The sequence below is a fragment of the Sphingomonas sp. DMC8 genome, assembly GCF_056314185.1.
Genome location: NZ_JBQUYV010000004.1, coordinates 147,452 through 170,009, shown reverse-complemented (window position 1 = coordinate 170,009; position 22,558 = coordinate 147,452). Strand labels below are relative to the sequence as shown.

The 22,558-nt window shown below is 66.1% G+C and carries 24 protein-coding genes; 5 read left to right on the top strand and 19 right to left on the bottom strand.

The window, feature by feature from the left end; all coding sequences use genetic code 11:
• Positions 1-132 precede the first annotated feature (132 nt).
• Positions 133-1,635, top strand: a complete 1,503-nt coding sequence (locus ACT53K_RS10315; RefSeq protein WP_476228536.1) for a M23 family metallopeptidase — start codon at positions 133-135, stop codon at positions 1,633-1,635.
• Between the two features lie 41 nt (positions 1,636-1,676).
• On the opposite strand, the gene ACT53K_RS10310 is transcribed toward ACT53K_RS10315, so the two are convergent.
• The 3 genes from ACT53K_RS10310 to ACT53K_RS10300 all read right to left on the bottom strand — a co-directional run bounded on the left by ACT53K_RS10310 (position 1,677) and on the right by ACT53K_RS10300 (position 5,120).
• On the bottom strand, positions 1,677-3,362 hold the full coding sequence (locus tag ACT53K_RS10310) for an ATP-binding protein (protein WP_476228535.1): 1,686 nt from the start codon (positions 3,360-3,362) through the stop codon (positions 1,677-1,679).
• Positions 3,363-3,441: 79 nt separating this feature from the next.
• Entirely contained in the window at positions 3,442-4,164 is a 723-nt protein-coding gene (locus ACT53K_RS10305; RefSeq protein WP_476228744.1) for a TIGR02186 family protein, read from the bottom strand.
• Positions 4,165-4,205: 41 nt separating this feature from the next.
• A complete protein-coding gene (locus ACT53K_RS10300; protein WP_476228534.1) occupies positions 4,206-5,120 on the bottom strand; it encodes a sulfite exporter TauE/SafE family protein in 915 nt (304 codons plus the stop codon).
• Between the two features lie 119 nt (positions 5,121-5,239).
• Here ACT53K_RS10300 and ACT53K_RS10295 point away from each other — a divergent pair, with 119 nt between their 5' ends.
• The 3 genes from ACT53K_RS10295 to arsB are packed head-to-tail and all read left to right on the top strand — an operon-like array spanning position 5,240 to position 7,091.
• Positions 5,240-5,572 carry an ArsR/SmtB family transcription factor gene (locus ACT53K_RS10295; protein WP_476228533.1) on the top strand — a complete coding sequence of 111 codons (333 nt, stop codon included), beginning with the start codon at positions 5,240-5,242 and terminating at the stop codon, positions 5,570-5,572.
• 12 nt (positions 5,573-5,584) lie between these two features.
• The gene (gene arsC / locus ACT53K_RS10290; protein WP_476228532.1) at positions 5,585-6,013 is read left to right on the top strand and encodes an arsenate reductase (glutaredoxin); all 429 of its coding nucleotides are present in this window, start codon (positions 5,585-5,587) and stop codon (positions 6,011-6,013) included.
• A 4-nt stretch (positions 6,014-6,017) separates the two neighbouring features.
• Positions 6,018-7,091: an ACR3 family arsenite efflux transporter gene (gene arsB, locus ACT53K_RS10285; RefSeq protein ID WP_476228531.1), complete on the top strand. Its 1,074-nt coding sequence runs from the start codon at positions 6,018-6,020 to the stop codon at positions 7,089-7,091.
• A gap of 52 nt (positions 7,092-7,143) precedes the next feature.
• On the opposite strand, the gene ACT53K_RS10280 is transcribed toward arsB, so the two are convergent.
• A complete protein-coding gene (locus tag ACT53K_RS10280) occupies positions 7,144-7,929 on the bottom strand; it encodes a hypothetical protein (RefSeq protein WP_476228530.1) in 786 nt (261 codons plus the stop codon).
• Positions 7,930-8,240: 311 nt separating this feature from the next.
• Positions 8,241-9,071: a glycosyltransferase family 2 protein gene (locus ACT53K_RS10275; RefSeq protein ID WP_476228529.1), complete on the bottom strand. Its 831-nt coding sequence runs from the start codon at positions 9,069-9,071 to the stop codon at positions 8,241-8,243.
• Positions 9,072-9,261: 190 nt separating this feature from the next.
• Here ACT53K_RS10275 and ACT53K_RS10270 point away from each other — a divergent pair, with 190 nt between their 5' ends.
• On the top strand, positions 9,262-9,900 hold the full coding sequence (locus ACT53K_RS10270) for an SOS response-associated peptidase family protein (protein WP_476228528.1): 639 nt from the start codon (positions 9,262-9,264) through the stop codon (positions 9,898-9,900).
• Here ACT53K_RS10270 and ACT53K_RS10265 read toward each other — a convergent pair.
• The 14 genes from ACT53K_RS10265 to ACT53K_RS10200 form a co-directional block, all read right to left on the bottom strand.
• Positions 9,880-10,224 (bottom strand): hypothetical protein, encoded by a 345-nt coding sequence (locus tag ACT53K_RS10265; RefSeq protein ID WP_476228527.1) that lies wholly within the window; start codon positions 10,222-10,224, stop codon positions 9,880-9,882. The genes ACT53K_RS10270 and ACT53K_RS10265 overlap by 21 nt on opposite strands.
• Before the next feature lie 70 nt (positions 10,225-10,294).
• Positions 10,295-10,498, bottom strand: a complete 204-nt coding sequence (locus tag ACT53K_RS10260; protein ID WP_476228526.1) for a hypothetical protein — start codon at positions 10,496-10,498, stop codon at positions 10,295-10,297.
• 56 nt (positions 10,499-10,554) lie between these two features.
• Positions 10,555-11,979, bottom strand: a complete 1,425-nt coding sequence (locus ACT53K_RS10255) for a hypothetical protein (RefSeq protein ID WP_476228525.1) — start codon at positions 11,977-11,979, stop codon at positions 10,555-10,557.
• A 5-nt stretch (positions 11,980-11,984) separates the two neighbouring features.
• Positions 11,985-12,299: a hypothetical protein gene (locus ACT53K_RS10250; RefSeq protein ID WP_476228524.1), complete on the bottom strand. Its 315-nt coding sequence runs from the start codon at positions 12,297-12,299 to the stop codon at positions 11,985-11,987.
• A 38-nt stretch (positions 12,300-12,337) separates the two neighbouring features.
• Positions 12,338-12,973: a hypothetical protein gene (locus tag ACT53K_RS10245; RefSeq protein WP_476228523.1), complete on the bottom strand. Its 636-nt coding sequence runs from the start codon at positions 12,971-12,973 to the stop codon at positions 12,338-12,340.
• Positions 12,970-13,173 (bottom strand): hypothetical protein, encoded by a 204-nt coding sequence (locus tag ACT53K_RS10240; protein ID WP_476228522.1) that lies wholly within the window; start codon positions 13,171-13,173, stop codon positions 12,970-12,972. The genes ACT53K_RS10245 and ACT53K_RS10240 overlap by 4 nt, the downstream gene beginning before the upstream one ends.
• Complete coding sequence (locus tag ACT53K_RS10235; RefSeq protein ID WP_476228521.1) at positions 13,170-13,859, bottom strand: N-acetylmuramidase family protein; 690 nt, start codon at positions 13,857-13,859, stop codon at positions 13,170-13,172. Before ACT53K_RS10235 ends, ACT53K_RS10240 begins: the two co-directional genes overlap by 4 nt.
• 29 nt (positions 13,860-13,888) lie before the next feature.
• A complete protein-coding gene (locus ACT53K_RS10230; protein WP_476228520.1) occupies positions 13,889-14,209 on the bottom strand; it encodes a hypothetical protein in 321 nt (106 codons plus the stop codon).
• 17 nt (positions 14,210-14,226) lie between these two features.
• Positions 14,227-14,553, bottom strand: a complete 327-nt coding sequence (locus tag ACT53K_RS10225; RefSeq protein ID WP_476228519.1) for a hypothetical protein — start codon at positions 14,551-14,553, stop codon at positions 14,227-14,229.
• Between the two features lie 27 nt (positions 14,554-14,580).
• Positions 14,581-15,129, bottom strand: coding sequence for a DUF4376 domain-containing protein (locus tag ACT53K_RS10220; RefSeq protein ID WP_476228518.1), 549 nt, complete (start codon positions 15,127-15,129; stop codon positions 14,581-14,583).
• The gene (locus ACT53K_RS10215) at positions 15,126-17,636 is read right to left on the bottom strand and encodes a hypothetical protein (RefSeq protein WP_476228517.1); all 2,511 of its coding nucleotides are present in this window, start codon (positions 17,634-17,636) and stop codon (positions 15,126-15,128) included. The genes ACT53K_RS10220 and ACT53K_RS10215 overlap by 4 nt, the downstream gene beginning before the upstream one ends.
• Positions 17,636-18,439 carry a hypothetical protein gene (locus ACT53K_RS10210; RefSeq protein ID WP_476228516.1) on the bottom strand — a complete coding sequence of 268 codons (804 nt, stop codon included), beginning with the start codon at positions 18,437-18,439 and terminating at the stop codon, positions 17,636-17,638. Before ACT53K_RS10210 ends, ACT53K_RS10215 begins: the two co-directional genes overlap by 1 nt.
• Positions 18,439-18,801 (bottom strand): hypothetical protein, encoded by a 363-nt coding sequence (locus ACT53K_RS10205; protein ID WP_476228514.1) that lies wholly within the window; start codon positions 18,799-18,801, stop codon positions 18,439-18,441. The genes ACT53K_RS10210 and ACT53K_RS10205 overlap by 1 nt, the downstream gene beginning before the upstream one ends.
• 3 nt (positions 18,802-18,804) lie before the next feature.
• Positions 18,805-22,548, bottom strand: coding sequence for a hypothetical protein (locus tag ACT53K_RS10200; RefSeq protein ID WP_476228512.1), 3,744 nt, complete (start codon positions 22,546-22,548; stop codon positions 18,805-18,807).
• Positions 22,549-22,558: the final 10 nt, after the last annotated feature.

Sequence of the window (22,558 nt, the reverse complement as noted above, 5' to 3'; positions counted from 1 at the left end):
CAGCACGGGCTATCGCAGCGCCACCCGCATCACAGGGTACTTAATTTGACTTTAAACCCTCAATTTTACACTGATTCGTCGTCGCCCGGGGGATTTGGCGGCGCCGATGTGTGGGATTGGGGGCAGTACGCCTTGTTCTTTCGCGACGATCATGGTTCGGGACTGGCCGGCGGCGGCGGTACCGTAGCGTCGCGCGCACTGGCGATCGCCCCCCCGCCGAAGCTCTCGTTCGGCCCGCTGCAGCACTGGCTTTCCGAAATCGATCTTGTGCCGGACCTGGGCGCCGACATCGGCAGCCGTACCTGGTTTCGGGGCCTCGCGACCTGCCTTGGCCTGTGCGGCGCGACGATATTGCTCGCGCCGGGCTTTGAGCGCCCCGTGCTCGGCGCAGTGCCGGCGCCGCTGGCAGGCGCAGACCGCATTGCCGCGCAGGCACAGGCGATCCACCCGCTTTCGCAAGGCTCCGCAACCGGCGTGCACGTCGCTGCCACCAAGGCCGTAGAGCCGCTGACCGACACGCCCGAACGGCCGATGATTCCCGTCACCGCCAAGCTCGCCTCGGGCGACATGCTGCTCGGCGTGCTGCAGCGCTCGGGCGTCGGCAAGACCGACGCCGCCGCCGTGCGCACGCTGGTGGCGCAGGCGATGGCGCCGTCGGCCATCCAGCGCAACACGCTGCTCGACATGACGCTGGGCCGCCGCACCGACAAGTCGCAGCCCCGCCCGCTCGAACATCTCGCCTTCCGCGCCGCCTTCGACAAGCGGCTGGAAGTGGTGCGCAGCGGCGGGACGCTGTCGCTACGCGAAATCCCCATCGCCATCGACCATACGCCGCTGCGCGTACAGGGGCTGGTGGGATCGAGCCTGTACCGCGCCGCGCGTGCCGCCGGCGCGCCGGCCAAGGCCGTCGAAAGCTTCCTGCGCACCGTCGCCAGCCGCGTGCCGGTCTCGCATCTCGGCTCGGGCTGCAAGTTCGACCTGATCCTCGGTCAGGCCCGCGCCGCCACCGGCGAAGTGCAATATGGCTCGCTGATGTACGCCGGCATCACCGGCTGCGCGAGCAGCGTGAAGCTGGTGCCGTGGGAAAGCGACGGCAAGACCGAGTGGTTCGACGCCTCCGGCAAGGGCAATCGCAGCGGCATGATGGCCATGCCGGTCAATGGCCGCTTCTCCTCGGCATTCGGCATGCGGATGCATCCGATCCTCGGCTATACCCGCATGCACAAGGGCATCGACATCGCCGCACCCTGGGGCTCGCCGGTATTCGCGGCCGCCGATGGTGTGGTGCGCATCGCTGCGCGCTCGTCGGGCTATGGCAATCTGGTGCGCATCGACCATGGCCAGGGCTTCGGCACCGGCTATGCCCATCTCAGCCGCATCCTGGTGCATCCCGGCCAATATGTCCGGCGCGGCCAGCAGATCGCCGCCAGCGGCAATTCGGGCCTGTCGACCGGCCCGCACCTCCATTTCGAGACGACCCGCAACGGCGTCGCGGTCAACCCCCGTGCCGTCTCGTTCAGCACGGTGCACCAGCTGACCGGCAGCGCGCTCGGCGCCTTCCGGGCCAAGCTGAACCAGTTGCTCGCCGTGCCGGTGGGCCATGGCGCCCAGCGCGAAGACGATAGCGACGATTGATCGCGCGCGCCGCCGCCGCTGAAGCGGCGGCCGGCAGGCGATTATTTGCCCTGCGCCCGCCAGCGGCGGATCGTCCGCTCCAGTATCTGCTCCTCGCCGCCGACATTGCGCCACAGTTCGGAGAAGAGCGGGTCGTCCGACGCCGGCCGCTTCGCTTCGTCCAGCGCATCGAACGACAGACGGATCGGCGTGGAAACGCCCTCGCCCACGGCAATACACTCACGGTTGCGCAGCGCCGGGATCGAATCGAGAAAGCCGCGCGCGCCTTCGGGCATCGCCGCCTTCACGAACGCCTGGTCGCGATCGTTGTTAAGCCGCATCGACAGGATCGTGCCGCACTGCGACAGCACGCCTTCGGCCAGATCCGATGGGCGCTGGGTGACGAGCCCCAGCGACACGCCATATTTGCGGCCTTCCTTGGCAATGCGGCTGAGGATGCGCCCGACCGAGGAACGATCGGCATTGCGCTCGTTCGGCACGTACCGGTGCGCTTCCTCGCACACCAGCAGCACCGGCCGCCGCGCTTCGCCGCGCGACCAGATCGCATAGTCGAATACCATGCGGCTCAGCACCGCGACCACTACCGAAGTGATTTCGCTGGGCACGCCCGACACGTCGATGATCGAGATCGGCTTGCCGTTCCCCGGCAGGCGGAACACGCGCGACAGGAACGACGCCATCGTGTCGGCGACCAGCATGCCGGAGAACATGAAGGCATAGCGCGGATCACCGCGGATCTCGTCGATCTTGCCCTTCAGCCGCAGATACGGCGCCGTGTCGGTCGCCTTGTCCATCTTGCCCATTTCGAGCTGGAGGATGGCGGTCAGATCGGACAGCAGATACGGGATCGGCGCATCGACGGTAAGTTTGCCGATCTCCTGCCCCAGCCGGTTCTTCCCCCGCGCCTGGAGCACGCATTTGGCGAGAATATCGGCATCGACCTGACGGTCCGAACCCTCGCTGGTCACGAAGACTTCGCAATGTTCCTCGAAGTTCATCAGCCAATAGGGCATTTGCAGGTTCGACACGTCGAACAGCGCGCCGTTGTCCTTGAACGCCGCGCCATATTCGCCATGCGGATCGATCATGACGATATGGCCTTCGGGCGCCCGCTCGCAGATGCGGTGCAGGATCAGCGCCGTCGCCGTCGATTTGCCGGTACCGGTCGATCCCAGCAGCGCGAAATGCTTGCCGAGCAGCGCATCTACATAGAGCGCAGCACGAATGTCGCGCGTCGGATACACCGTGCCGATCTCGATATGCGCGCGCTCGGTCGCGGCATAGATCTGCTTGAGGTCTGCGGTGTTGACCGGAAACACATCGGCGCCCGGCACGGGGTAACGGGTGACGCCGCGGCGGAATTGATAGAGCTTGCCCGTCAGCCGCTCCTCATCGCCTTCGCCCATATAATCGACGGTAGCGATAATGCGGTCGCCCTTGGCATCGAGCCGCAGGGCGCGGACACTGGCCACCAGCCAGCGCGTGCCCATGCGAATCTTCACCAGGCCACCGACCTGGCCCGCACTGGCGATCGCCACATCCGGATTGCTGGCCAAGGCGTCGAGCTCGGCGATGTCGAACACCAGTTGGCTCGAGGCGCCGGCGATTTCCATCACCACGCCAATCGCCTGCAGATTCGCCGCCACCGGCATCAACGGCGCAATTGCGTCCCGCGCCGCAACAGGCGTCGCGCCTTCAAACCCCTGCACTCCGCCAAACCCTTCCATTGGTCTGCCCCCGAAGCCCCCCGGCGCAATAAACATGCGCACAGAAAGTAAAAATTGGGTTCGCGCGCGGAAAATGGCGTCAGAAACGGCGCCACAATGCGCCCGCGCCCCAGCCGAACAGCAGGGAAAGGGCAACGGCAGTCAGCCCGTACACAACCATGTGCCGGTCCGCCGCCATCGCGACGAACCGCTCGAATCCCGACTTGCGGATCTCGATCGGCCGCACGGCGGCTGCCAGCACGCGCCCGTCGCGGATCAGGAAGGTCTCGGCCGTGAAGCGCCCCACCGGCACGCGCGCGGGGATGGTAAGCCGGGCGCGATAGAGCACGCCGTCGGTGATCTCCACGGCGCCCGGCGCTTCATAATAGAGCCCGGTACGCCTGCGCAGATCGACCAGCCCGTGGTCGAAACGCGCCTGCACGTCCGGCGCAGCGCCCGATGCCGGGGAAAGCTGCAGGCTGTCGACGCCCAGTTCGTAGATCGCCCGCCACCGCTCGTCGACCAGCTGGCGGATCGGCCGCGACGACGCCACGGCATAGAAGCTGGGCGCAGAGCGATAGCGCATCCGCTGGGCGTTCACCCAGATACCGGCGACCTTTTCCTTTTCGCGAACCACCACCGATTCGGTCGGGCCCTTCACCACCACCACGATGTCAGCCGGCCGCTCGCCCGCGTCGGGGTTGCGGCCGCCAGGATAGAGAATTGCGCCGAACAGCAGCAGTTCGGCACCGGTGAAGCTATAGGCGATCTCGATGTCGCGTTGCGACACATCGGGCACCAGCACCGGCTTGGACTGGCCCATCAGCAGCGGCGCCAGCCCCACCAGCAGGAGCCGCAGCCACTTCACGCCGCCGTCACCGAATAGATTTCATCCGGCCGCCAGGCGAGTCCCAGCAGCATTCGCACTGCCACCCCCAGCACGATCAGCGCCAGGATCAGCCGCAGATATTCGGGTTTGGCACGCGCCGCGAACCGCGCGCCGAGCTGCGCGCCGATCACCGAGCCGAGCAGCAGCAGCGCGGCCAGAACGATATCGACCGCCTTGGTGGTGGTCGCGTGCACCATCGTCGCCACCGCCGTGGTGAACAGCGTCTGGAACAGCGAGGTGCCCACCACGGTCTGCGCACCCATGCCCAGGATGTAGAGCATCGCCGGCACGAGAATGAAGCCGCCGCCGACGCCCAGCAGCATCGTCATGATGCCGGTGAAAAAGCCCAGCAACAGCGGCGCCAGCGGGGAGATGTAGAGGCCCGAGGTATAGAAGCGCCAGCGGAACGGCAGTGCGGCAACCAGCGGATGGTGGCGGCGCTTGAGCGGCTTGGGCGCGGCGGCGCCCCGGCTCACCCGGATCGCGCCCACCGACTCGCGGAACATCAGCCCGCCGATCGACCCCAGCAGAATGACGTAGAGCATACCGATCACCACATCGATCTGCCCGCTCGCCTGCAACAGCGTGAACAGCCAGGCACCCGCGAGGCTGCCCAGTGCGCCGCCGGCGACCAGCACCGCCCCCATCTGCAGATCGACCCCGCCCCGCCGCAGATGCGCGAACACGCCCGACACGCTCGCGCCGGTCACCTGGCTGGCGGCCGATGCGGCGGCAACGGTGGGCGGAATGCCGTAGAAGATGAGGAGCGGCGTCGTCAGAAACCCGCCGCCGACCCCGAACATGCCCGAAAGCAGGCCCACGCCCAGCCCCAGCGCCACGATCACCAGCGCATTGACCGACAGGTTCGCGATGGGAAGATAGAGATCCATGCGCGCCCAGCCCTAGCCGTCTTTGCGCGGCGGTGCAAAAGGGATGGCCCCCGCCGGAAGGGCCGCGCGCCGGCAAAACGGGGTTGCGTCACCTGCAACATATCCGTTATTCTGGATATATGGATAATCATTCCGCCATTGCCGCGTTGTCGGCGCTTGCCCAGGAAACGCGGCTAGAGGCGTTCCGCCTGCTGGTACGGCATGAACCCGACGGCCTGGCGGCGGGTGAGATCGCGCGCCAGATCGCCGTTCCGCAAAATACGATGTCCGCGCATCTGGGCGTGCTTGCCCGCGCTGGCCTGGTTCGCGCCGAACGGCAAAGCCGCTCTATTGTCTATCGTGCCGATCTGGAGGGCTTGCGCGCGCTGACGCTGTTCCTCGTCAAGGATTGCTGCGCCGGCAACGCAGCCTTGTGTGCGCCACTGGTCGCCGAACTCGCCCCTTGTTGCTGAAAGGACGCCGCCATGGCCGTCGACATCATTGTCTATCACAATCCCGAATGCGGCACGTCACGCAACGCGGTCGCCATGATCCGCAATGCCGGCATCGAGCCGCACATCGTCGAATATCTGAAGACCCCGCCCTCCCGCGCGATGCTGATCGAGCTGATCGAGCGCGCCGGCATCACCCCGCGCGATCTGTTGCGGGAGAAGGGCACCCCCTATGCGGCGCGGGGGCTGGACGATACCGCGCTGTCTGACGATGCGCTGCTCGACGCGATGATGGCGCACCCGATCCTCATCAACCGCCCGCTCGTCGTCTCGCCGCTGGGGGTGAAGCTGTGCCGCCCCTCGGAAGCCGTGCTCGATCTGCTCCCCGCGCGCCAACGCGGCGCCTTCGCCAAGGAAGACGGCGAACAGGTGGTGGATGCCGCCGGCGAACGGCTGCGCTGAAACCATGGACACAGCCACCACTGCGCGGCCGGGTATCGGCACGTTCGAGCGCTATCTGACTCTATGGGTCGCGCTTTGCATCGTCGCGGGCATCGGGCTCGGGCATCTGCTGCCCGGCGCCTTTGCGACGATCGCCTCAGTCGAGGTCGCACGCGTCGACCTGATCGTCGCCGCGCTGATCTGGCTGATGATCATTCCCATGCTGCTCAAGATCGACTTCGGCGCGCTTGGATCGGTCCGCCAGCACTGGAAAGGGGTTGGCGTCACCCTGTTCGTCAACTGGGCGGTGAAGCCTTTCTCGATGGCGGCGCTCGGCTCGCTGTTCATCGGCTGGCTGTTCGCGCCCTTCCTGCCGGCAGGGGAAGGACCATCCTACATTGCCGGTCTGATCCTGCTGGCGGCGGCCCCCTGCACCGCCATGGTGTTCGTGTGGTCGAACCTGTGCGAAGGCGAGCCGACCTATACGCTCTCGCAGGTCGCGCTGAACGACGTGCTGATGGTGTTTCTGTTCGCGCCGCTGGTCGGGCTGCTGCTGGGCGTCGCCTCGGTCACGGTGCCGTGGAACACGCTGCTGATCTCGGTACTGCTGTACATCGTCGTGCCGGTGATCGCGGCACAGCTCGTCCGGCGTCTCGTGCTGACAGGGGGCGGGCAGGCCGCGCTGGATCGGTTGCTGAAGCGCCTCGGTCCGGTGTCGCTCGTGGCGCTGCTGGCAATGCTGGTTCTGCTGTTCGGCTTTCAGGGCGATGCGATCGTCGCGCAACCCATGGTCATCGCGCTGCTGGCAGTGCCGATCCTCCTTCAGGTCTATCTGAACGCCGGTCTGGCCTATTGGCTCTCGCGCCGTTTCGGCGTCGCCTGGTGCGTCGCGGCGCCTGCGGCCCTGATCGGCGCATCGAATTTCTTCGAGCTGGCCGTGGCCGCCGCCATTTCGCTGTTCGGGCTGAAATCGGGTGCGGCACTGGCAACCGTCGTCGGCGTGCTCGTCGAAGTGCCGGTCATGCTTTCGGTGGTGGCGATCGTGAAGGCGTCGCAAGGCTGGTATGCGCGCGGGCTCGCCAAAGACGCGCCGCAGTGAAGCGCCGAGGCGGAATAACTGTTGCACCGGAAGGAAAGCCCTCCGCCCTGCTTCAGAAATCCGCACCCAGGGTGAAGGCCGGCCCCGATCCTGGCCGGGCATCCCCCACCACCCGCTGGCGCCAGTCGAACGTCGCGCGCAGGGCCTGGCCTTGCACCGGCAGCGTCAGCGAAAAGCTGGGGCCGATGTCGAGCCGTTGCGCATCGCGCTGGGCGGCGCCCCAAATGCCGACGCCCAGGTGCCCGCGCGATCCCACCGCCCGCGTCAGTCGCAACGCACCATCGGCATACGGCTCGCGGCGGTCGCGCCACACCGCGCCGGCCTGGCCATAGCCTTCGATCCGGAAACCGGCGAGCCGATGATCGACACCGCCGACCATCCCCAGCGCCGGACCGCCCTGGACGCCGTCGAGCCCGAAGCGCCGTTCGGCAACCAGCCGGACGGGCGCGCGAAGCGGTTGCCACTCCAGCCCGAGCGTCGCTTCGCTGCCCCGTCCAGCCAGTGGCCCGGCGAGCCGGGCAAATGCGCCGAGCCGATGGCGGCTATCGAGCATCCGCACGATCCGCAGCCCGGCCTGGCTGCCCCCGATCTGCCCCCCGCCCGGCGCCGCCCCGATCCCGCGGCCCGGCCGAACCGCCAGCCACGCACTCGCCTGCAACCGGACGCCCGGGGGCGCCGCCGCAACGGGAACGGCGCCGCTTCCCTCCTGCGGAACGGAGAATATGGCCGTGACCTCCGGCATCCCCTCGGTCAGTCGCATCGCCCCCGGCGGGCGCTGGGGCTCCGGCCTGGAACCACCAGGCACCACCACATCGGCGTGCGCCGGCAGCGCCGACACGGGCGAACCTGTTCCCCACTGCTGCCGCCGTGCGATCCCGTGGCACAGCGGGACATATTCGATGCCCCGACATGCCCCGCTCCACCCACTTTTCGGCGCGAGCGGGTGGGCAGTCGCAGAGCGATTGGCAGAGTCCGCCGCGCGCATGGCAGGACCATCCGCAGGGCGCACCGCATCCGTAGCCGGCGCGCGCGGACCGTAACGCACCGGCGCGCCTCGGTCCGAAGACCAGAGCAAGGCGCCGCGCAGGCAGAGCCAACCGAAGGCGACGAGCGCAACGAAGCGCAGCGGCCGCCCTCGCCCTTGCCGGGTCACGCCGCCCCGGCCTCGTCGGGAAACTGATGCGCGGTCTTGTCCCAGCGCGGCGCCTGTCCGGCCAGGATGCCCAGATACAAGGTCAGCGCCCGTCGGGCGGCGAGCAGCGCGACATAATTGGCCACCACGATCCGCGGCACCGACCATAGCGCTTCGGCCAGGCCATAAAGCTGGAAGACAAAGCTCGCCCGCACCAGCGTGCGCCAACTGAGCAGGGTGAGGTTGGTGCCGATCAGGCCGGATACCAGCGGATGCGGCATCGGCATGGTGCTGGCCGCTATCCAGTGGCCGGCGAACGCCATGCCCCATAGCACCAGCGCGGCATAGGCGACGGCGAGCACGGGCATGGCAAGCGTCGCCCGCCGGTCGCGCATGCGCATCCAGTGGTCGCCCATGTCCCAGAACCGGCTCCACCCGGTGCGGTCCCAGCCGGCGAGTGCGATGCCCGTCATCCAGCGTGCCTTTTGCCGCACCGCCGCGCGCACCGTTTCCGGAAAATAGGCCCGCACCGCCACCGGCGGGCCGCCCGGCCGCTCGGGCACCCGCGCCAGCACGCAGTCGCCGCCCATCGCCCGCAGTGTCAGGCCCAGCTCATAATCCTCGGTAAGGCTGGTCGAATCGAACGGCAGCCCGCCGCGCGCCTCGGCGATGCGGGCCAGCATGGTCCGCCGGATCGCACAGCCGGTCCCCGCCAGCGGCATGCCGGCCCGCACCGCCTGACGGACCAGCATCTGCTTGCCATGGGCTTCCCCGATTTGTGCGCTGGCGTAATTCCCCGCCGTTTCGGAACCGATCCAGATTGCCGATGATGCGCACGCGCCTACCATGGGGTGGACACCAGGCAGGACTGATTTGCGCCGGCGGGGCTGATGGCGAAAGAGGATGCCTGTCAGTCTATCTACAGCCTGCACGTATAAGGAAAATTCCACGTGCCGCCCTGCGCCTCGTGGTGTCGCCGCGCGGGCGTTATGGATTGATCCCTAGCGCCAGAGCCCTGACCGCTGATATCATCACCCGATGTGCAACAGAGCGCGATTCCGGGGCGAGCCGGAAACCCTGTTCGGCGCGACAGCCAAGCTTTTCAGCGAACGCCCGCGCGACAACCGCTTTGCGCCAGCCGAGCTGCGCCCCAAGTCGCGCAATTACGTGATCCGGGAGCACTGCGGCGAACGCGCATGGGATGTGATGCAATGGGACGCACTGGGCGGCCAAGCGGCATGGCCCATGACCAACATACGCAACCTGAAGCTGCCGCAATGGAAACGCCTTGCGGAGAAACCCGAAAACCGGTGCATCGTCCCTCTGACAGAATTTGCAGAGTTTACACCCGAAAAGCACGACCTGGGCGACGGCAAGCCACCGCTGAAGGGAGAGATGTGGTTCAGCGTCACCGATCAGCCCTGCTTCGCCGTTGCGGGCTTCTGGCAGACCAACGCCGCCGGCGCGGGCTTCGCGATGGTGACGTGCGATCCCAACGCGCTCGTTGCGCCCATCCACCCCAAGGCGATGATTACGATACTGGACCCGGCCGAGATCGATCGCTGGTTGCGCGGCAGCTACGAAGACATTCTCGATCTGCAACGGCCCTATGATGCAGCAAAAATGGCTGTGCGCGGGCCGGTGTTTCCCACTCGATCAAACGCCCAGCTCGCGTAGCATCGTTTCGATCTCCACATCGGAGGGCGGACGCCAGGATAGCGGAAAGAGTGTCGCCGGCAGTATCAGCTGCTTCGCGCCCTTCCCCGAGAACAGATTTCCGCTGATCGAACCCTGGCCGCGTTCTGGCACCCGGGCAACGATCCTGTCGGGGCCTAGCCTGATGGTGATTTCGGCCTCCAGCAACGAGTAGCGTCCAAGGCGCTCACCGGAGCGCCCATCCAGCGCATCGCCCGCGGATAGTGTCAGTTGGCGCGTGCGTTCTTCATCGAATAGCTGCTCTCCCACCAGCAACCACCATGTGCCTTCGACATTCATCATCATCCATTCCCTCGCGCCGCCCGCATCGCGTCCAGCAAGGCGGTGGTGCGCTCTACGCCGACATGGCGGCTGATCAGCTTCCGTGATTTTCCAGCGGTGGCGGCGCGGTATAGTCGAGATGGTCGAGCCGCTCCATGATGATGTCCGTTGCTCGATCTAATGCGCGTTGGCGCACATCGGTGCCCCGGCTCAGGTCGCGTAGCAGCGACAGCGGGAAGGTCTGAAGGCCGCGCTTTACCAGAAAGCGCAATTCGGGGTTGTCGACTCGGCGGCGCATACCGAGAACATGACAGGAACATGCATGGGAGTCGAGGGCGGCGGCATCCTGCGCCGTCAAACCGCCTTCAGCAGCTCCACCGCCAGATCGCAGCCCATACCCACCGCCATGCGGCAACGAAGACCGGTGGCCCACCAGTGATACGCCTTTAGGTAAACGACCTCGTCCTTGGCCGCCTGGTGGATCGTGCTGTATGGCATAGCCGCGATATCGGCTTGATCCGTAGGCATGTAGCAGGTGGTCGACCCAAGCGTGTTCGCACCACAGGTAACAATGAGCGTGCGCCGACCGGTATTGGTCGCACCGGTGCCGGCATCGAGCGCAAGATTTGCGGTGATGCGGATGATGCCGGCGATATTGCATTTGATGCCGCCGTCTCCGTTCGCGGAGAATGCATAAGAGCTGCTGTTCCAGTTCGCGCCCTGGGCAAGGTTGATGACCGTGACGGTACTGGCGGCAACTGTCTGGAACAAATCGCCCGCACCGAGCAGCTTGAAGCTGTCGCCCGCCATGTCCAGCTTCCATTTGTCCATGAAGCCGAAGGTGCGCGCGGACTGAAGCGAGAACGCCGTGAAATCGGCCGGCGTACCGGTGATCGTGTTTCCGCAGACGACAATATCCCCCATGTAGAAGGTAATGCCGCCCAGTGTCAGCGGCACCGTGTCGTAATAGGTCCACCACTGCGATTGCTGCGCATTGGCGAAGGTCGCCATGGTGGCGGATCGGGTGAACTGCCCCCGATATCGGCTGACCATGGCGCCATAGCCCAGGTAGGTGATGCCGCCGGTGTTGCGGTTAAGCAGCGCCGCGCCGGCATCGCCCCACTGGCCATTGCCGTAATAGACTTGCCCGATGGCACCGGCAGGCGGTGCCGGAAGCGTGCCTACCTGCCCCGGCGCCGTCATCGTCGCGCCGACACTCTGATATTCTCGGTAGTAATGCAGAGACGCCGGCCACGGCGCCGCAGCGACTTTTCCCACACCGACACCGCCGGGGGTGTACATGTCCAGCCAGAAGGTCTCCGCGTCGGTCTTGCCGGCCGTGTTCGACGATGTGAACGCGGTTTCCACCACCAGCGGCATTGATGCCAGCGTATTGCCTAGGATGAACATGTCGCCGGCGGCATAGACGGTGTTTTTGGTGTAGAGCCCGCGCCAATTGCGATAGGTCACCGGCTTCCACGTCGCGCCGCTGATCCCCCATGCGAAATCGGTGCCTGCCGGTATGTCGCTGTTGGCTTCTGCCAGTGCCCCGGCGGCGATAACGCGGTCGCCCTGTTTCCACGTCCTCGCCTTGTCGTGCGCAACCGGAATAGGCACATAGTTGCCACCGCCGGTAAGCCCACAATTCACGCTGCCTGCACCAGGCGTCGGCACCATGCCGCCGGCTCCCGCTGCACTTGCGGTGGCCCCGACCATCGGGACAACGCCATCGGCCTTGGATTTGGCGCGCATGGCCATCACGCGAGCAATCAGATCCATCTTGCTTACCCCTTCGCCAGCATGGTGACCTTGGGCGTCGAAGTCGCGGCACCCCCGCCGGCAGCCGCGACGCTCCACGAAATCCAGCCGTCGACGCCGAATTCGTACAGGCCGTTCGCGGCGATGGTGCCGTTGCTGAGCAACGAGGAATCCGACTTGTTGATGCCCATCAGCGCGACGGGCGGATCGGCATAGGCATTGCCGCCGCTGACCGTGATCACATCGGTCGCGCCCAGGCCGGAAACCTGCAACGTCACCCTCTCATATTCGAGCATCACATAGCGGATATTGGCCGCCATCTTGTCGTTCAGATATGCCATTTCGGTGCTCTCCCGGATCGCGGAACGGCACAGGCGCGCTATCGCGGCGCAGCCCCGTCCGGCGCGTTTCCACTGCCATCTTCAGCTGCTTCGTCGGCCGCGCGTGCCGTGCTCACTTCGGCCCACCATCGTTGCCAGCCGAGGAGCTGGCCGGTGTTGCGCTCGCCTGCCGCGAGGAGGGCAAGAATTTCGTCACAGCTGGCGGCTGCAACAGCGCGGCAGGTGGCGTCGGCAGGCGCGGGGTCTGACGCCGCTCCGCCACCACCCGGATCGGGTCTGGCCTGGGCGAGCTGGCGCAGGCGGCTGGCAGCAAGAGCGCGGCTAGCATCCAGTTCCGCCTGGACGCGATCGAGCTTCGATTGAACATCGCGGGATATCTCCTGTGCAATGGCGCCGTCGCGGCGCTCTACGGTCAGTGCGTGATTGGCATCGGCCGCCGCAGCATCGGCGCGCGCCTGTCGCGCATCGTCGACGGCCTTGCCGAGGATCGTGGCCTGATCGATCGCGGCGTGCGTGCCGAGCGTGACCGGCCGCTTGTTCTTGTCGACCGCATGGGCGGCGATGGAGACGGCCTGCCGCAGCGCATCGCGCTGGTGCGCATAATGCGCCATCAGCCCGGACACGATCAGCAGCGCCAGACCGAGGCCGGCGGATACATATCGGAAGGGGTTCATCGCTTTTCCTCAGGATTGGACGGGCCGGACGGCAGGCGCAGCACGCCGATCAGGCCGCCGGTGATGGTGGCGAGGCCAAATTCGCCGATCTTGCCGACGACACCGGGCGCCACCGCGCCCACGATCAGGGCGGAGACGAACACCACCACCAGCGCCGCCAGCGTGGCGAGATAGGCCACCAGGTGCTCACGCTGTGTCATGCCGCTGCCTTTCGCTTGGCATAGGCAGCGGCCAACCGCTGGTCGTACCGGTTTTCACGATACGCGCTGCCGTTATAGCCCTTCGCGAACGCCGCCCAGTCGCCGCGCCGCAGCGCCGGCGCCAACCCCGCGCCCTCGACGAAGGCGAGGAATGCCGCCAGCTGATCGGCCTCGGTCTGCGATTGCTGCCAGGCAAAGGCCCAGGGCGAGACGGCGCCACACAATGCATAGTTCTCGCCCAGGATCTGAAAGCCGCCATAGCTGGCGCTGGCAAAGCCCGCGTCCACGTCGAGCGCGACCGCGTCGAGCAACTGGGTCCACCGCCCGACCTGCGCCGCCGGATAGAGCGCGCGATTCCACGTCCGCGAAGAAATCGTCGGGCGCGAGGCATCATAGCGGTGTCCGGTCGCACGGCTGAACCGGTGCGGTTCGAACAGGATCGTCGGCCGACCTGCGATGAAGGGCGACGCACAGCCCTCTACATCCCATACCGCCCAGATCGCGGCCGGGTCGACATTCAGCCGGTGCGCGGCATCGGCAATGTCGTCGTCGGTCAGGCGATAATCGGGGCCATCGGTGAGCGCGGCGACGATCGCGGCGCGATCCGCCGCGCCGAACGGCGCACCTTCGGGCGATGGCGCGTGGCCAAGCGCCGCCAGCCGCCGCCGAAGCGTCGTGAGGTCCATTGTCGATTTCCTTTGGGTTCAGGCGGGGATCAGGCGTCCGCGCCGGGGACAGGTGTGGCGCCCAGACGCGCCACGAAACGGTCCGTCAGCAACTTGATCAGGCGATCGGCGCCGACGGTGCAGAAGGCCGCGAACAGCGCCCGCGCCTCTGCCTCCAGTCCGGCGCGGCTCGCCAGCCAATAGGCGATCAGCGCCACCATCGGCAGCAGCAGCATGTCCGCAAAGACCAGCCGGGCCTGAACCCGCACGCCGCGTTTGATGAGCAGCGCATATTTGGCGGCAAAGCCAAAGGTGAGGCCCACCCACACCCAGCCATATTTCGCCAGCGCAGCTTCAAAAAATGGCGTCATCGGTGCCCCCTTCATAGTCATGCTGCCACCCCCGGCCGCGTGGCAGCTACGTCTCTATCTTCGACCGCCGCCCGCATCCGGGCCACCCGCGCGGCCGAACGCGCGCAATGGCCCGGCGGCGCGCCCGCAACCAGATGCATCAGCCGGTCGATGATCCACGCCGCCGCCACGGCCCAGCGCGCACCGGCCGCCGCGCTGGCGCCCACGCGCGCGCTGATCGTCTCGAACGCCAGCGGGCACGGGCACAGACCCAGCAGAAAGAAGGGCGCGGCGATCAGCACCAGCGCGAGCTGGTCGAGCGCGCCCAGCACCTGATGTGCCCAGGCGCGCAATCGCGTGAACATGGCAGTTCTCCCGATGATGTGTTCAGGTCAGGTGGCGGCTTGGCCCGGCCAGCCGGTGGTGATGTCGATCGCGTCCAGCGCTTCGATGCTGTCGGCTGCATTGATGGCGGACCGCAGCACCTGCCCATGCGCCCAGCATGCGGCGATATGTGCGCCGACTGCGCTCGCCACGGCGATCATCTGGGGTGCCGACAACGTCACCACGCTGTTGTCGGCCATGGTCCAGCCGATCGACCAGCCAGCCTCATCGCCGGCATCGCGCGCCATTTGGGCCATCTGCGCCGCACCGTTCGTGAGGATCAGGCTGCGATCGCTGCAGTCTACGCGGCCGACCGGCGTGTCGCACTTCGCTCGCGCTACATCGCGGGCCGCTTTCACGGCCATCCATGCACGGTCCTTGGCGGCGCCAAGCAGGTCGCGCGGGACGAATGCGCGCGCTGTCGCGTCCCACACCATCTGGCCCGAAAACCAGTCCGCCGGCACGTCGACGTGGTCGAACCCATTGCATTCCGGCACCGGCTCATCCGGCGCGGACACACGCACCAGCTCGCCGGTCGCGTCAATCCAGCCGATCACGATACCGCCTCCACCAGCAGATTGGCCGTGTAGCTTGCGCCCCCGGAGGCGGCGGGCCCGCTGCGCTGACTGGTTAGCGACACTGTTACCGATCCCGACGACGGGTTGCTGTAGAGACTGCCCGACCATGCAGCCGTGGGGTCCGACGTGATCGACCCGTTTGCCGCAATACCCAGCGTGCCGCTAGCCACGGTGGTGCCCGCCACCTTCAGACGCAGCGTCGTGAACGAAACCTGCGATCCTTGCCCGACATTGTTGCTGATGCCGCCACCGATCTTCAGATTACCGCCACTGGGCAGCGTCATCGTGGTGCTGGCGATCGTCGTTTCAGTCGAGCCGCTCGTCGCAATCGTGTCGTCGCCGGAAAGCGCGACGCGCGCGGTGGTGCCCGTGTCGATCGTTTTTTGGGCGGCGCTCCAGCTTGCGGCCGTAATCGTCGCTGTTGCCCCCGTTCCGGTGACGGCCACCTGCGAAGTGTAAACCGGCGCCGTGCCGCTTGGGATGGTTGCGCCCCAGCCATTGTTCAGGCCGCTGATCGCGCCGGTGGCAAAAGTGTAGGTCGCAGCCGCACTGGGTAGCGCAGGCGTGCTGGTTGCGCGCTGGTAGATGGTGACCTGGGCTGTCGAGACACCGTCATTGCCATCTACCGGCCCCGCGGTGAATGGAGGAAATGCGGTTTGCGTCGCAGTGGCGCTGGATACCATCGGCAGCGTGATCGACGCGCCGAAGCTGCCGGCGCCGGATGCGTTGACATACACTTCCAGATCACCGGAGACCGCACCCGCGGGAGCCGTCACAAAGCCTCGCACAGGCGTGTTGTACCCTTGCGGCCCATTAAGCGAGCCGACCGCAGAGTTGCCCCAGGGCCTGCTGCCATCAGCGGCATTCCACCATATGACCGAAGCTATCGAGGATACAGCTCCCAGCGCCTCCACGCCGTGCTGGACCGCCAGGCGCTCTCCACCATTGACAGGAAAATGATAGCCATTGGCATTGTCGTCCCCGAGCGAAAATTGGCTCGACGCCGACGATGCGTTCGCAAAAGCCTTGTAGTAGCTAGAGCCATTATACACGCCGGAGGTTGGGTACCCGCTTTGCAGGGTGGCGTTGTTCAAGTAGGGCACTCTCCACCCCTGCGTGCCCCGCTCGAACTGCGAGTTGCGCAGTCGGTTGACGTTGTTGATCGCGTCGGCGCCTTGGGCGCCCTGCACCCCTTGCGCTGCCAGCACACTCCAATAGGTCGTATTGGGCGGTGCATTGCCCGCCGTCGGCGTGGGGTTGATGTATTTATAGCTCGAGCCGCCCGACTGGGTGATGTTTCCCGCGCGGTAGGTGGTGTTGGGATTGTATGGCCCCATGTCCACCAGCGTGTCGGCAAAGGCGATGTCCGCCAGCGCGTGCACTGTCCAGGTGCGTTCTGCCGTGAGCGACAGGCGCTTGAACGGCGGCGCGATTTCCTGTTGCTCCACCGACCGCACCGGCGGCAGCGCGCTGCCATCGGCGGCCAGCGTCGCCGTGGCCGTGCCCAGCGCGATCGGCAGCACGCACAGCTTGCCGGTCCAGCTCACCACCGCAACCGCGTTCAGGCTGGCGGCGATCGACTGGATCAGCTCACGCGCCGTCGTCTGCTGTTCGACATAGACCGACAGATTGTAGGGACGTGCCGTATCGAGCGCGTTCAGCGATGTGTCGTCGATCTTGCCGGTGCCGCCCGAAAGCTGGGCGATGCGGCGGATAAGCTGCCCGGGCTTGCGCGCCCAGCCATCGGCGCCGGCCGCATCGCCCTGCAACAGGAAGCTGATCTGCCCGTTGGTCGGCGCGCCGAACCGCGCCATGCCGACTGCCTTGGCGGTGGCCCATTGCCCTGCCGGAATGGTGGCGGCCACCAGCGCCGCATAGCTGGCATAATCCTGCATCGGCGCGCCGAACCGCGCCAGCCGCTCCAGCGCAGCCTCGAAACCCTGCACCGCGCCATAGCCAGAGACCTGAAACACGTTGTTGACGCTATCGATCAGCTTGCCGGCAACATAGCGCGGCGCGCCCAGCGCCAGCGGCTTTGGCGTGCCCTTCAGCGAAGCTGGCCCTTCCGCACCGGTGGTGCCGGCATAGGTGGTGAGCAGCGGATTATCCAGCCAGCGATCGTCCACGGCAAACTGGATGGTCGCCTGCCCCCGGGCAATCACCGGCTGCCCGGTGATGCGGGCGTCCAGGATGGGCTGGGCCGCCAGATCGATCCACAGGCGGATACGCGCGTCTGCAAGCGCATAGCGAGCGAAATTCGGCCACGCTTCCACCTGCATCGCCAGCGACGACGACGGCGCGGTGATCTGGTCGCCGAACGCACCGTCGAAGAAGTCGTAGCGCAACACCGGCATCTTCGCGATCATCGGCCACCACGGGCCGCCGGCGGCCATGCAGGTGGCGACATCATCCTCATTCGTCGCCTGCAACGTCACGGCAGCGCCGGCCACCGGATCCCATGCATCGATCTGGACCCAGCCGCGCATCAGAACAGGCTCACCATGTTGATCTTCAGCTGCCAGGCTGCCGCCTTGGCCCAGACATGGTTCAGGTCACCCACCAGCGGCCCGAAATAGCAGCGGTTCTGCCGCTGCGGATCGGCCCCGGGATCGGTGCACAGCGCCAGCGTTTCCGTATTGCCCAGCTGTTCCTGCAACCGCAGGCTGGTGGCCTCTGCCTCCTGCTTGGTGATGTAATCGAACGGCAGGGCGATGGTGCGCAGCTTCTTGCCGCGATAGCGCAGCAGCACGGCGCGCGAGGAAAAGTCGACCGAGCCCAGATCGCGCACCCCCGGCTGGGCGCCGAAGCTGAAATTGCGGCTGGGCTGAAACCGCTTGCCGATCGCGATGCGCGACAGGCGCACCGACTGGCCGGCGGCGCCGGCATACCAGTTGAGCTGCACATAGCGGGCGGTGACGGGCGCGGAGAGCATCAGCCAGGAAACGCCCTTGCCGGACACCGGCAGGATGGAGCCGGCGTAGCAACTGCCGCTCGAATCGGTCGAAAAGCTGCCGGTAAAGTTGCCCTGCGCCGCCGTGGCATAGTTGATCGTGAACTGCGGCGCGGTCTGCGGCAGCAGCTCGATACCGAACACCATCACCGTGTCGAACTGCGTATCGGCGCCCAGATCGAACCGCAGCGCCGCAACATTGCCGCTGGTATCGCAGGCGAGCTGCACGACGATGCCAGCATAATCGTTGAACGCATTGGCGGGCGTGCCGGCCTGAACCGTGGACACGGCCGACTGGGCCACCGGCGCCAGCGGGGCGAGCAGGAATGCGTTCGCCATCAGCCGAACAGCTCATAGCTGGTGCGATCCTGTTCCAGATCGACTTCGATGCGCGATGCCAGGAAGGTGCCGTTCGCCGCCTGTTCGCTGTCGATCAGCGCCAGTTGCGGAATGCCGGCGGAAAGCGCGGGCACCAGCACATCCTGCACCTCCACGGCAAAGCGCCGGCGATCGGTGCCGATCAGCGCACCGCGCGCATCGGTGATGGTCTGGGCATCGGCGATGGCGTCGAAATAGCCGGTCGCCGGGTCCGTGCCGCCGTCGCGGGCGGAAGGATAGCGCGCGGCAATGGCGGCGCTCGACCAGGTCGCGACGACATTCGCGCGCGACCCGGCGCCGATATCGGCATCAGTTGCTGGCATGGTTCACCCGTAGTTGCGAAGGGCAGTGATGAAGCTGTTGCTGGTGCCGGTATCCCCGGCGATGGAGGCCAGCGTGTCGGCAATCTTCGACAGCAGCGTGTTGGTATCGTCCGTCTGTTCGGTCAGCTTCTTCGTGTTGTCGGCAGTCGCGCTGGCGAACGGGCTTTCCACTGCCTTCGTGACCGGCACCGCATTGTCGATCGAGCTGATTGCCTTGCTGGTGGCGCCCTGCACCAGATCGAGGAAGGAAAAGAACTGCTGGGTCGATCCGTATAGCTGCCGCTCCACGTCGATCGCGGCGTTCGCCGCCGCCTGATAGGCCTGCTGGTCGATCGACTGGCCGGCGTTGATCTGGTCGAGAAACGGTTGCAGCTTCGCCAGCGCCGTCGATTCCTGATCGCGCAGCGAATAGGGCGAATTGCTGCCCAGCTTCAGCCCGGTCAGGAAATCCTTCAGCGTCTGCGATGCGCTGGCGGTGCTGTTCTTCGCCTGCGCCAGTTGCAGGTTATAGAGTTGCTGCGCCTGCGCCATCTGCTCGGCAGAGGCGCCGCCTTCCTTCAGCGCGTCGACAGTCTTTTTCCACTTGCGGTTCACTTCGTCGACCGCCGCACCGACGGGATCGAGCCATGCCTTCAGATCCTTCGGCACCTGTTCGATCAGCAGCGCCTTGCTGATCGCGGTTTCCAGATCCTTGCCCGATGCCAGAATGCGCTGCGACGCATCGCTGATCCCCTTGATGGCCCTGTCCGACAGCGCGTTGGCGATGGCGGCGCGCACGGCCCCCTGCGGATCGTTGTCGAACTTCAGTACGCCGTCCTTGTCGCCATACTTGCCGCCCACGCTGGTGCCGCCGGAAGGATCGACGCGGTAACTGTCCTTGTACTTGTTGATGCTGACCGCGAAGCTGCCGATATCGGCGCCAAAGGCATCCGCAATTTTCTGGATGCCGGTCTGCACGTTGGTAGCCAGGCCGCCCAGATCGGCCTGAACGGCCGAGGAATTGCCGCTGACTACCGCCTTGCTGTCGACGCTGGTGATCTGGGCCGAACCGCGCGGGGTGGATTTGAACAGATCGCCCACCACATTGCCCAGCACGCCACCCAGCACGCCACCCAGCGGCCCGGCAAGGCCGCCCAGCAGATCGCCTGCTGCGCCGCCCACCGCATCCGAAATGGCGGGGCCGAGCTGTTTGCCGAACTGCTCGCCCCACGCGCCACCGATCGCGCTTGCGGTATTGTCGCTCTTTCCCCCGCCCAGGGCGGAAAAGACATTTCCGCCGATCTGGCCATAGGCAGCACCTTCCAGCACGGCCGGGAGCACCGTCTTGATGCCATCGGCGAGCTGTTTCGGCAGCCGGATGCCCAGCGCATCAAGGCGCCGGACAAAGCCGTCGGTGGCAATGCTCCAGACCCCGGATGCCTTCACCAGCCCCAGCGCCGCTTCGGGCAACGCCTTTGCCACCACGGTGATTTCCTGCGAGCCGTTATCGTTGGCGCCGAACGCGGGGCCGTACAGGCCGGCAGCGATGCCACCGACCGTTGAACCGACCGAACCCACCGCCGCCCGTCCCGCGCGGATCGCGGCAGGATCATAACCCTTGATCCGCGCGGTCGCGTCCAGAACAACATCGGCAAAGCTGCGAACCGCATCGGATGCGCTGCCGACGCTGCTCCCCAGTGTGGCACCGGCATCCTTTGCCTGTCCCTGCAGTATCTCCGCAGGGGTCTGCTTGCCGGTCGCCTGTCGGATATAGCGCTCGATATCCTGATCGATACCGCCGAACAGGGCATTTTCCAGCAAGTTGCGCTGCAGCTTTTGCACCACGCCCACAAGGCCGCCGGCGTTACCCTGGATGCGGCCGAACACCTTGTCGACCTGATCGAGCACGCCGCTCCAGGCATTTTCATAGATGCCGACGACGCGGCGCTGATCCTCCAGCAGCCGCGTGATCGCCTCGTGCTGCCGGGCGAGCTGATAGACGCGCTTGATTTGCGCATCGGTCACGGTGCCCTGCGCATCCTGCAGGCGCAGCACATTCTGCAGCGCCTGTGCCTCCGCATCCCGCCCCGCCAGCACCAGCTGGCCGACCTCCAGGCTTTCACGCTGCGACCGGACGAACTGCTGGAACGGACGATCCATGCCGTCCACGATCGCCTGCCGCGCCTGACCGACCATCGCGATCAGCTTTTTCACCTCGGGCGTCTGATCGCGCTTCGCCAACCGCTCCATGACGTTGTCGAGCTTCAGCGTGTCCAGCCGGGCGCGGTCGATCAGCCTGGGCTGTTCGTCCCACTGTGCATTGATCGCCGCGATTTCCTGTTCCGCCGCATTGTCGCTGCCCGAATAGTCCTTCGGCTTTTTAGGTTTCTTCGGCTTTGGATCGCGCTTGTAGGGCTTCAGCGGGTCGGCAACGCCTTTGCCGTCGATAGCGTCAACCACCATCTGATTAGCGCTGATGTCGTTGACTGTCTTGCCGAGTGCCAGCACCGCCGATTTGGCGTCGATCAAATCCCGGCCCGCCAGCTTACCGGATGCGCTAAGCTTGTCGAGGCGACCAATCGTATCATCCAGACCGGCGGACAGCTGCTTGCCGGTCGAGCGCGGATCATTCACCAGATTAATGTAATCGGTCAGAACCGCGCGCAGGGGAGCGAGACGCGTGGCGAGCGCCGATGCCTGCTCCTCTGCACCAGATATATTCGGGGCGCCTGCAGTCATCGATCCGATTGCCGAGAACGAAGCGCTGGTATTCTCTGCAAATGTGGGCTGACCGACGCCGGCCAGCGTGTCGGATGCATCCTTCTGCTTCTTTTTCGCGTCGAGGATATTGGCCTGTGCCTGCAGCTTGATCGACTGGATCAGCACCTCATTCTGCGTCTTCATCTTACCCGTGGTAAGATCCAGTATCTTGCCCAGCAGCGTTTGCGCGGCCCCATAGGAATCCGCAGCGGTGACCGCTTCCTCCAGCCGTTTCGCCTGTTCCTTCGCTGCATCCGCACCGTCCAGCAGCTTTGCGACGAAAGGCACCGCTACCACCGTGGCGATCGTGAGCGCCGTACCCCAGGGGCCGGTGAGGAAGGCACCCACCTTGCCCAAAGCCCCTTCCATCTGCGACGCGGCATAGGCCGCCTGCGGCATCTGCTGGGCGAAGGCGATGGCGGCGCTCTGCCCCGACGAAACCTGCACCGCAAAATCGGTGAACTGCTGCCCCAGATTGACAAGGCCGGCCTTGTTGCGGCCCGAGGTATTCACCAGTTCCTGCTCGGACTGGGTAAGCACGCGCGTATTGCTGACCGTCTTCGCCAGCTCCGCCTGCAATTCCTCATACGCCAGGATCTTCGCGCGGATCGCGGCGGCCTCTTCCTGCGCCGCGCGTTCCGCGACCATCGCCGCATCGGCAACCAGCTTCTGGCTGGCAGCGGTCTGGCTGCCGCTGGCGGCCACGGCATTCGCCGCCGCCGCCAGTTCGCGCTGCGCCGCTGCGTCGTTTTCGGCGGCGGCCTGCTGCGCCTTCAACTGGGCGATTTCACGCGACAGGTCGAGCGAGCCGGTATCGGTGCGCGGCAGCTGCAACGCGGTCTGGGCAACGCGCTGCACCTCTGCAAAGGCGCCAACGAATTCCCGCCGCACGTCTCCGGATGCCTTTTTCGCGCGCGCCGCCAGATCGGCGAACTGCTTCCCCGATTCCGAAGAAAACTGTTCTGCCTGCAACTGGAGGCGCGCGACGATTTCCGTCACGCGCGCCATGAATCACCTC

Bases quoted from the DNA above. Each gene is read 5' to 3' on its own strand.
- ACT53K_RS10310 (WP_476228535.1), bottom strand. From the start codon at position 3,362: ATGGAAGGGTTTGGCGGAGTGCAGGGGTTTGAAGGCGCGACGCCTGTT.
- ACT53K_RS10305 (WP_476228744.1), bottom strand. From the start codon at position 4,164: ATGGGCCAGTCCAAGCCGGTGCTGGTGCCCGATGTGTCGCAACGCGAC.
- ACT53K_RS10300 (WP_476228534.1), bottom strand. From the start codon at position 5,120: ATGGATCTCTATCTTCCCATCGCGAACCTGTCGGTCAATGCGCTGGTG.
- ACT53K_RS10295 (WP_476228533.1), top strand. From the start codon at position 5,240: ATGGATAATCATTCCGCCATTGCCGCGTTGTCGGCGCTTGCCCAGGAA.
- arsC (WP_476228532.1), top strand. From the start codon at position 5,585: ATGGCCGTCGACATCATTGTCTATCACAATCCCGAATGCGGCACGTCA.
- arsB (WP_476228531.1), top strand. From the start codon at position 6,018: ATGGACACAGCCACCACTGCGCGGCCGGGTATCGGCACGTTCGAGCGC.
- ACT53K_RS10275 (WP_476228529.1), bottom strand. From the start codon at position 9,071: ATGGTAGGCGCGTGCGCATCATCGGCAATCTGGATCGGTTCCGAAACG.
- ACT53K_RS10270 (WP_476228528.1), top strand. From the start codon at position 9,262: ATGTGCAACAGAGCGCGATTCCGGGGCGAGCCGGAAACCCTGTTCGGC.
- ACT53K_RS10265 (WP_476228527.1), bottom strand. From the start codon at position 10,224: ATGATGATGAATGTCGAAGGCACATGGTGGTTGCTGGTGGGAGAGCAG.
- ACT53K_RS10260 (WP_476228526.1), bottom strand. From the start codon at position 10,498: ATGCGCCGCCGAGTCGACAACCCCGAATTGCGCTTTCTGGTAAAGCGC.
- ACT53K_RS10255 (WP_476228525.1), bottom strand. From the start codon at position 11,979: ATGGATCTGATTGCTCGCGTGATGGCCATGCGCGCCAAATCCAAGGCC.
- ACT53K_RS10250 (WP_476228524.1), bottom strand. From the start codon at position 12,299: ATGGCATATCTGAACGACAAGATGGCGGCCAATATCCGCTATGTGATG.
- ACT53K_RS10245 (WP_476228523.1), bottom strand. From the start codon at position 12,973: ATGAACCCCTTCCGATATGTATCCGCCGGCCTCGGTCTGGCGCTGCTG.
- ACT53K_RS10240 (WP_476228522.1), bottom strand. From the start codon at position 13,173: ATGACACAGCGTGAGCACCTGGTGGCCTATCTCGCCACGCTGGCGGCG.
- ACT53K_RS10235 (WP_476228521.1), bottom strand. From the start codon at position 13,859: ATGGACCTCACGACGCTTCGGCGGCGGCTGGCGGCGCTTGGCCACGCG.
- ACT53K_RS10230 (WP_476228520.1), bottom strand. From the start codon at position 14,209: ATGACGCCATTTTTTGAAGCTGCGCTGGCGAAATATGGCTGGGTGTGG.
- ACT53K_RS10225 (WP_476228519.1), bottom strand. From the start codon at position 14,553: ATGTTCACGCGATTGCGCGCCTGGGCACATCAGGTGCTGGGCGCGCTC.
- ACT53K_RS10215 (WP_476228517.1), bottom strand. From the start codon at position 17,636: ATGCGCGGCTGGGTCCAGATCGATGCATGGGATCCGGTGGCCGGCGCT.
- ACT53K_RS10210 (WP_476228516.1), bottom strand. From the start codon at position 18,439: ATGGCGAACGCATTCCTGCTCGCCCCGCTGGCGCCGGTGGCCCAGTCG.
- ACT53K_RS10205 (WP_476228514.1), bottom strand. From the start codon at position 18,801: ATGCCAGCAACTGATGCCGATATCGGCGCCGGGTCGCGCGCGAATGTC.
- ACT53K_RS10200 (WP_476228512.1), bottom strand. From the start codon at position 22,548: ATGGCGCGCGTGACGGAAATCGTCGCGCGCCTCCAGTTGCAGGCAGAA.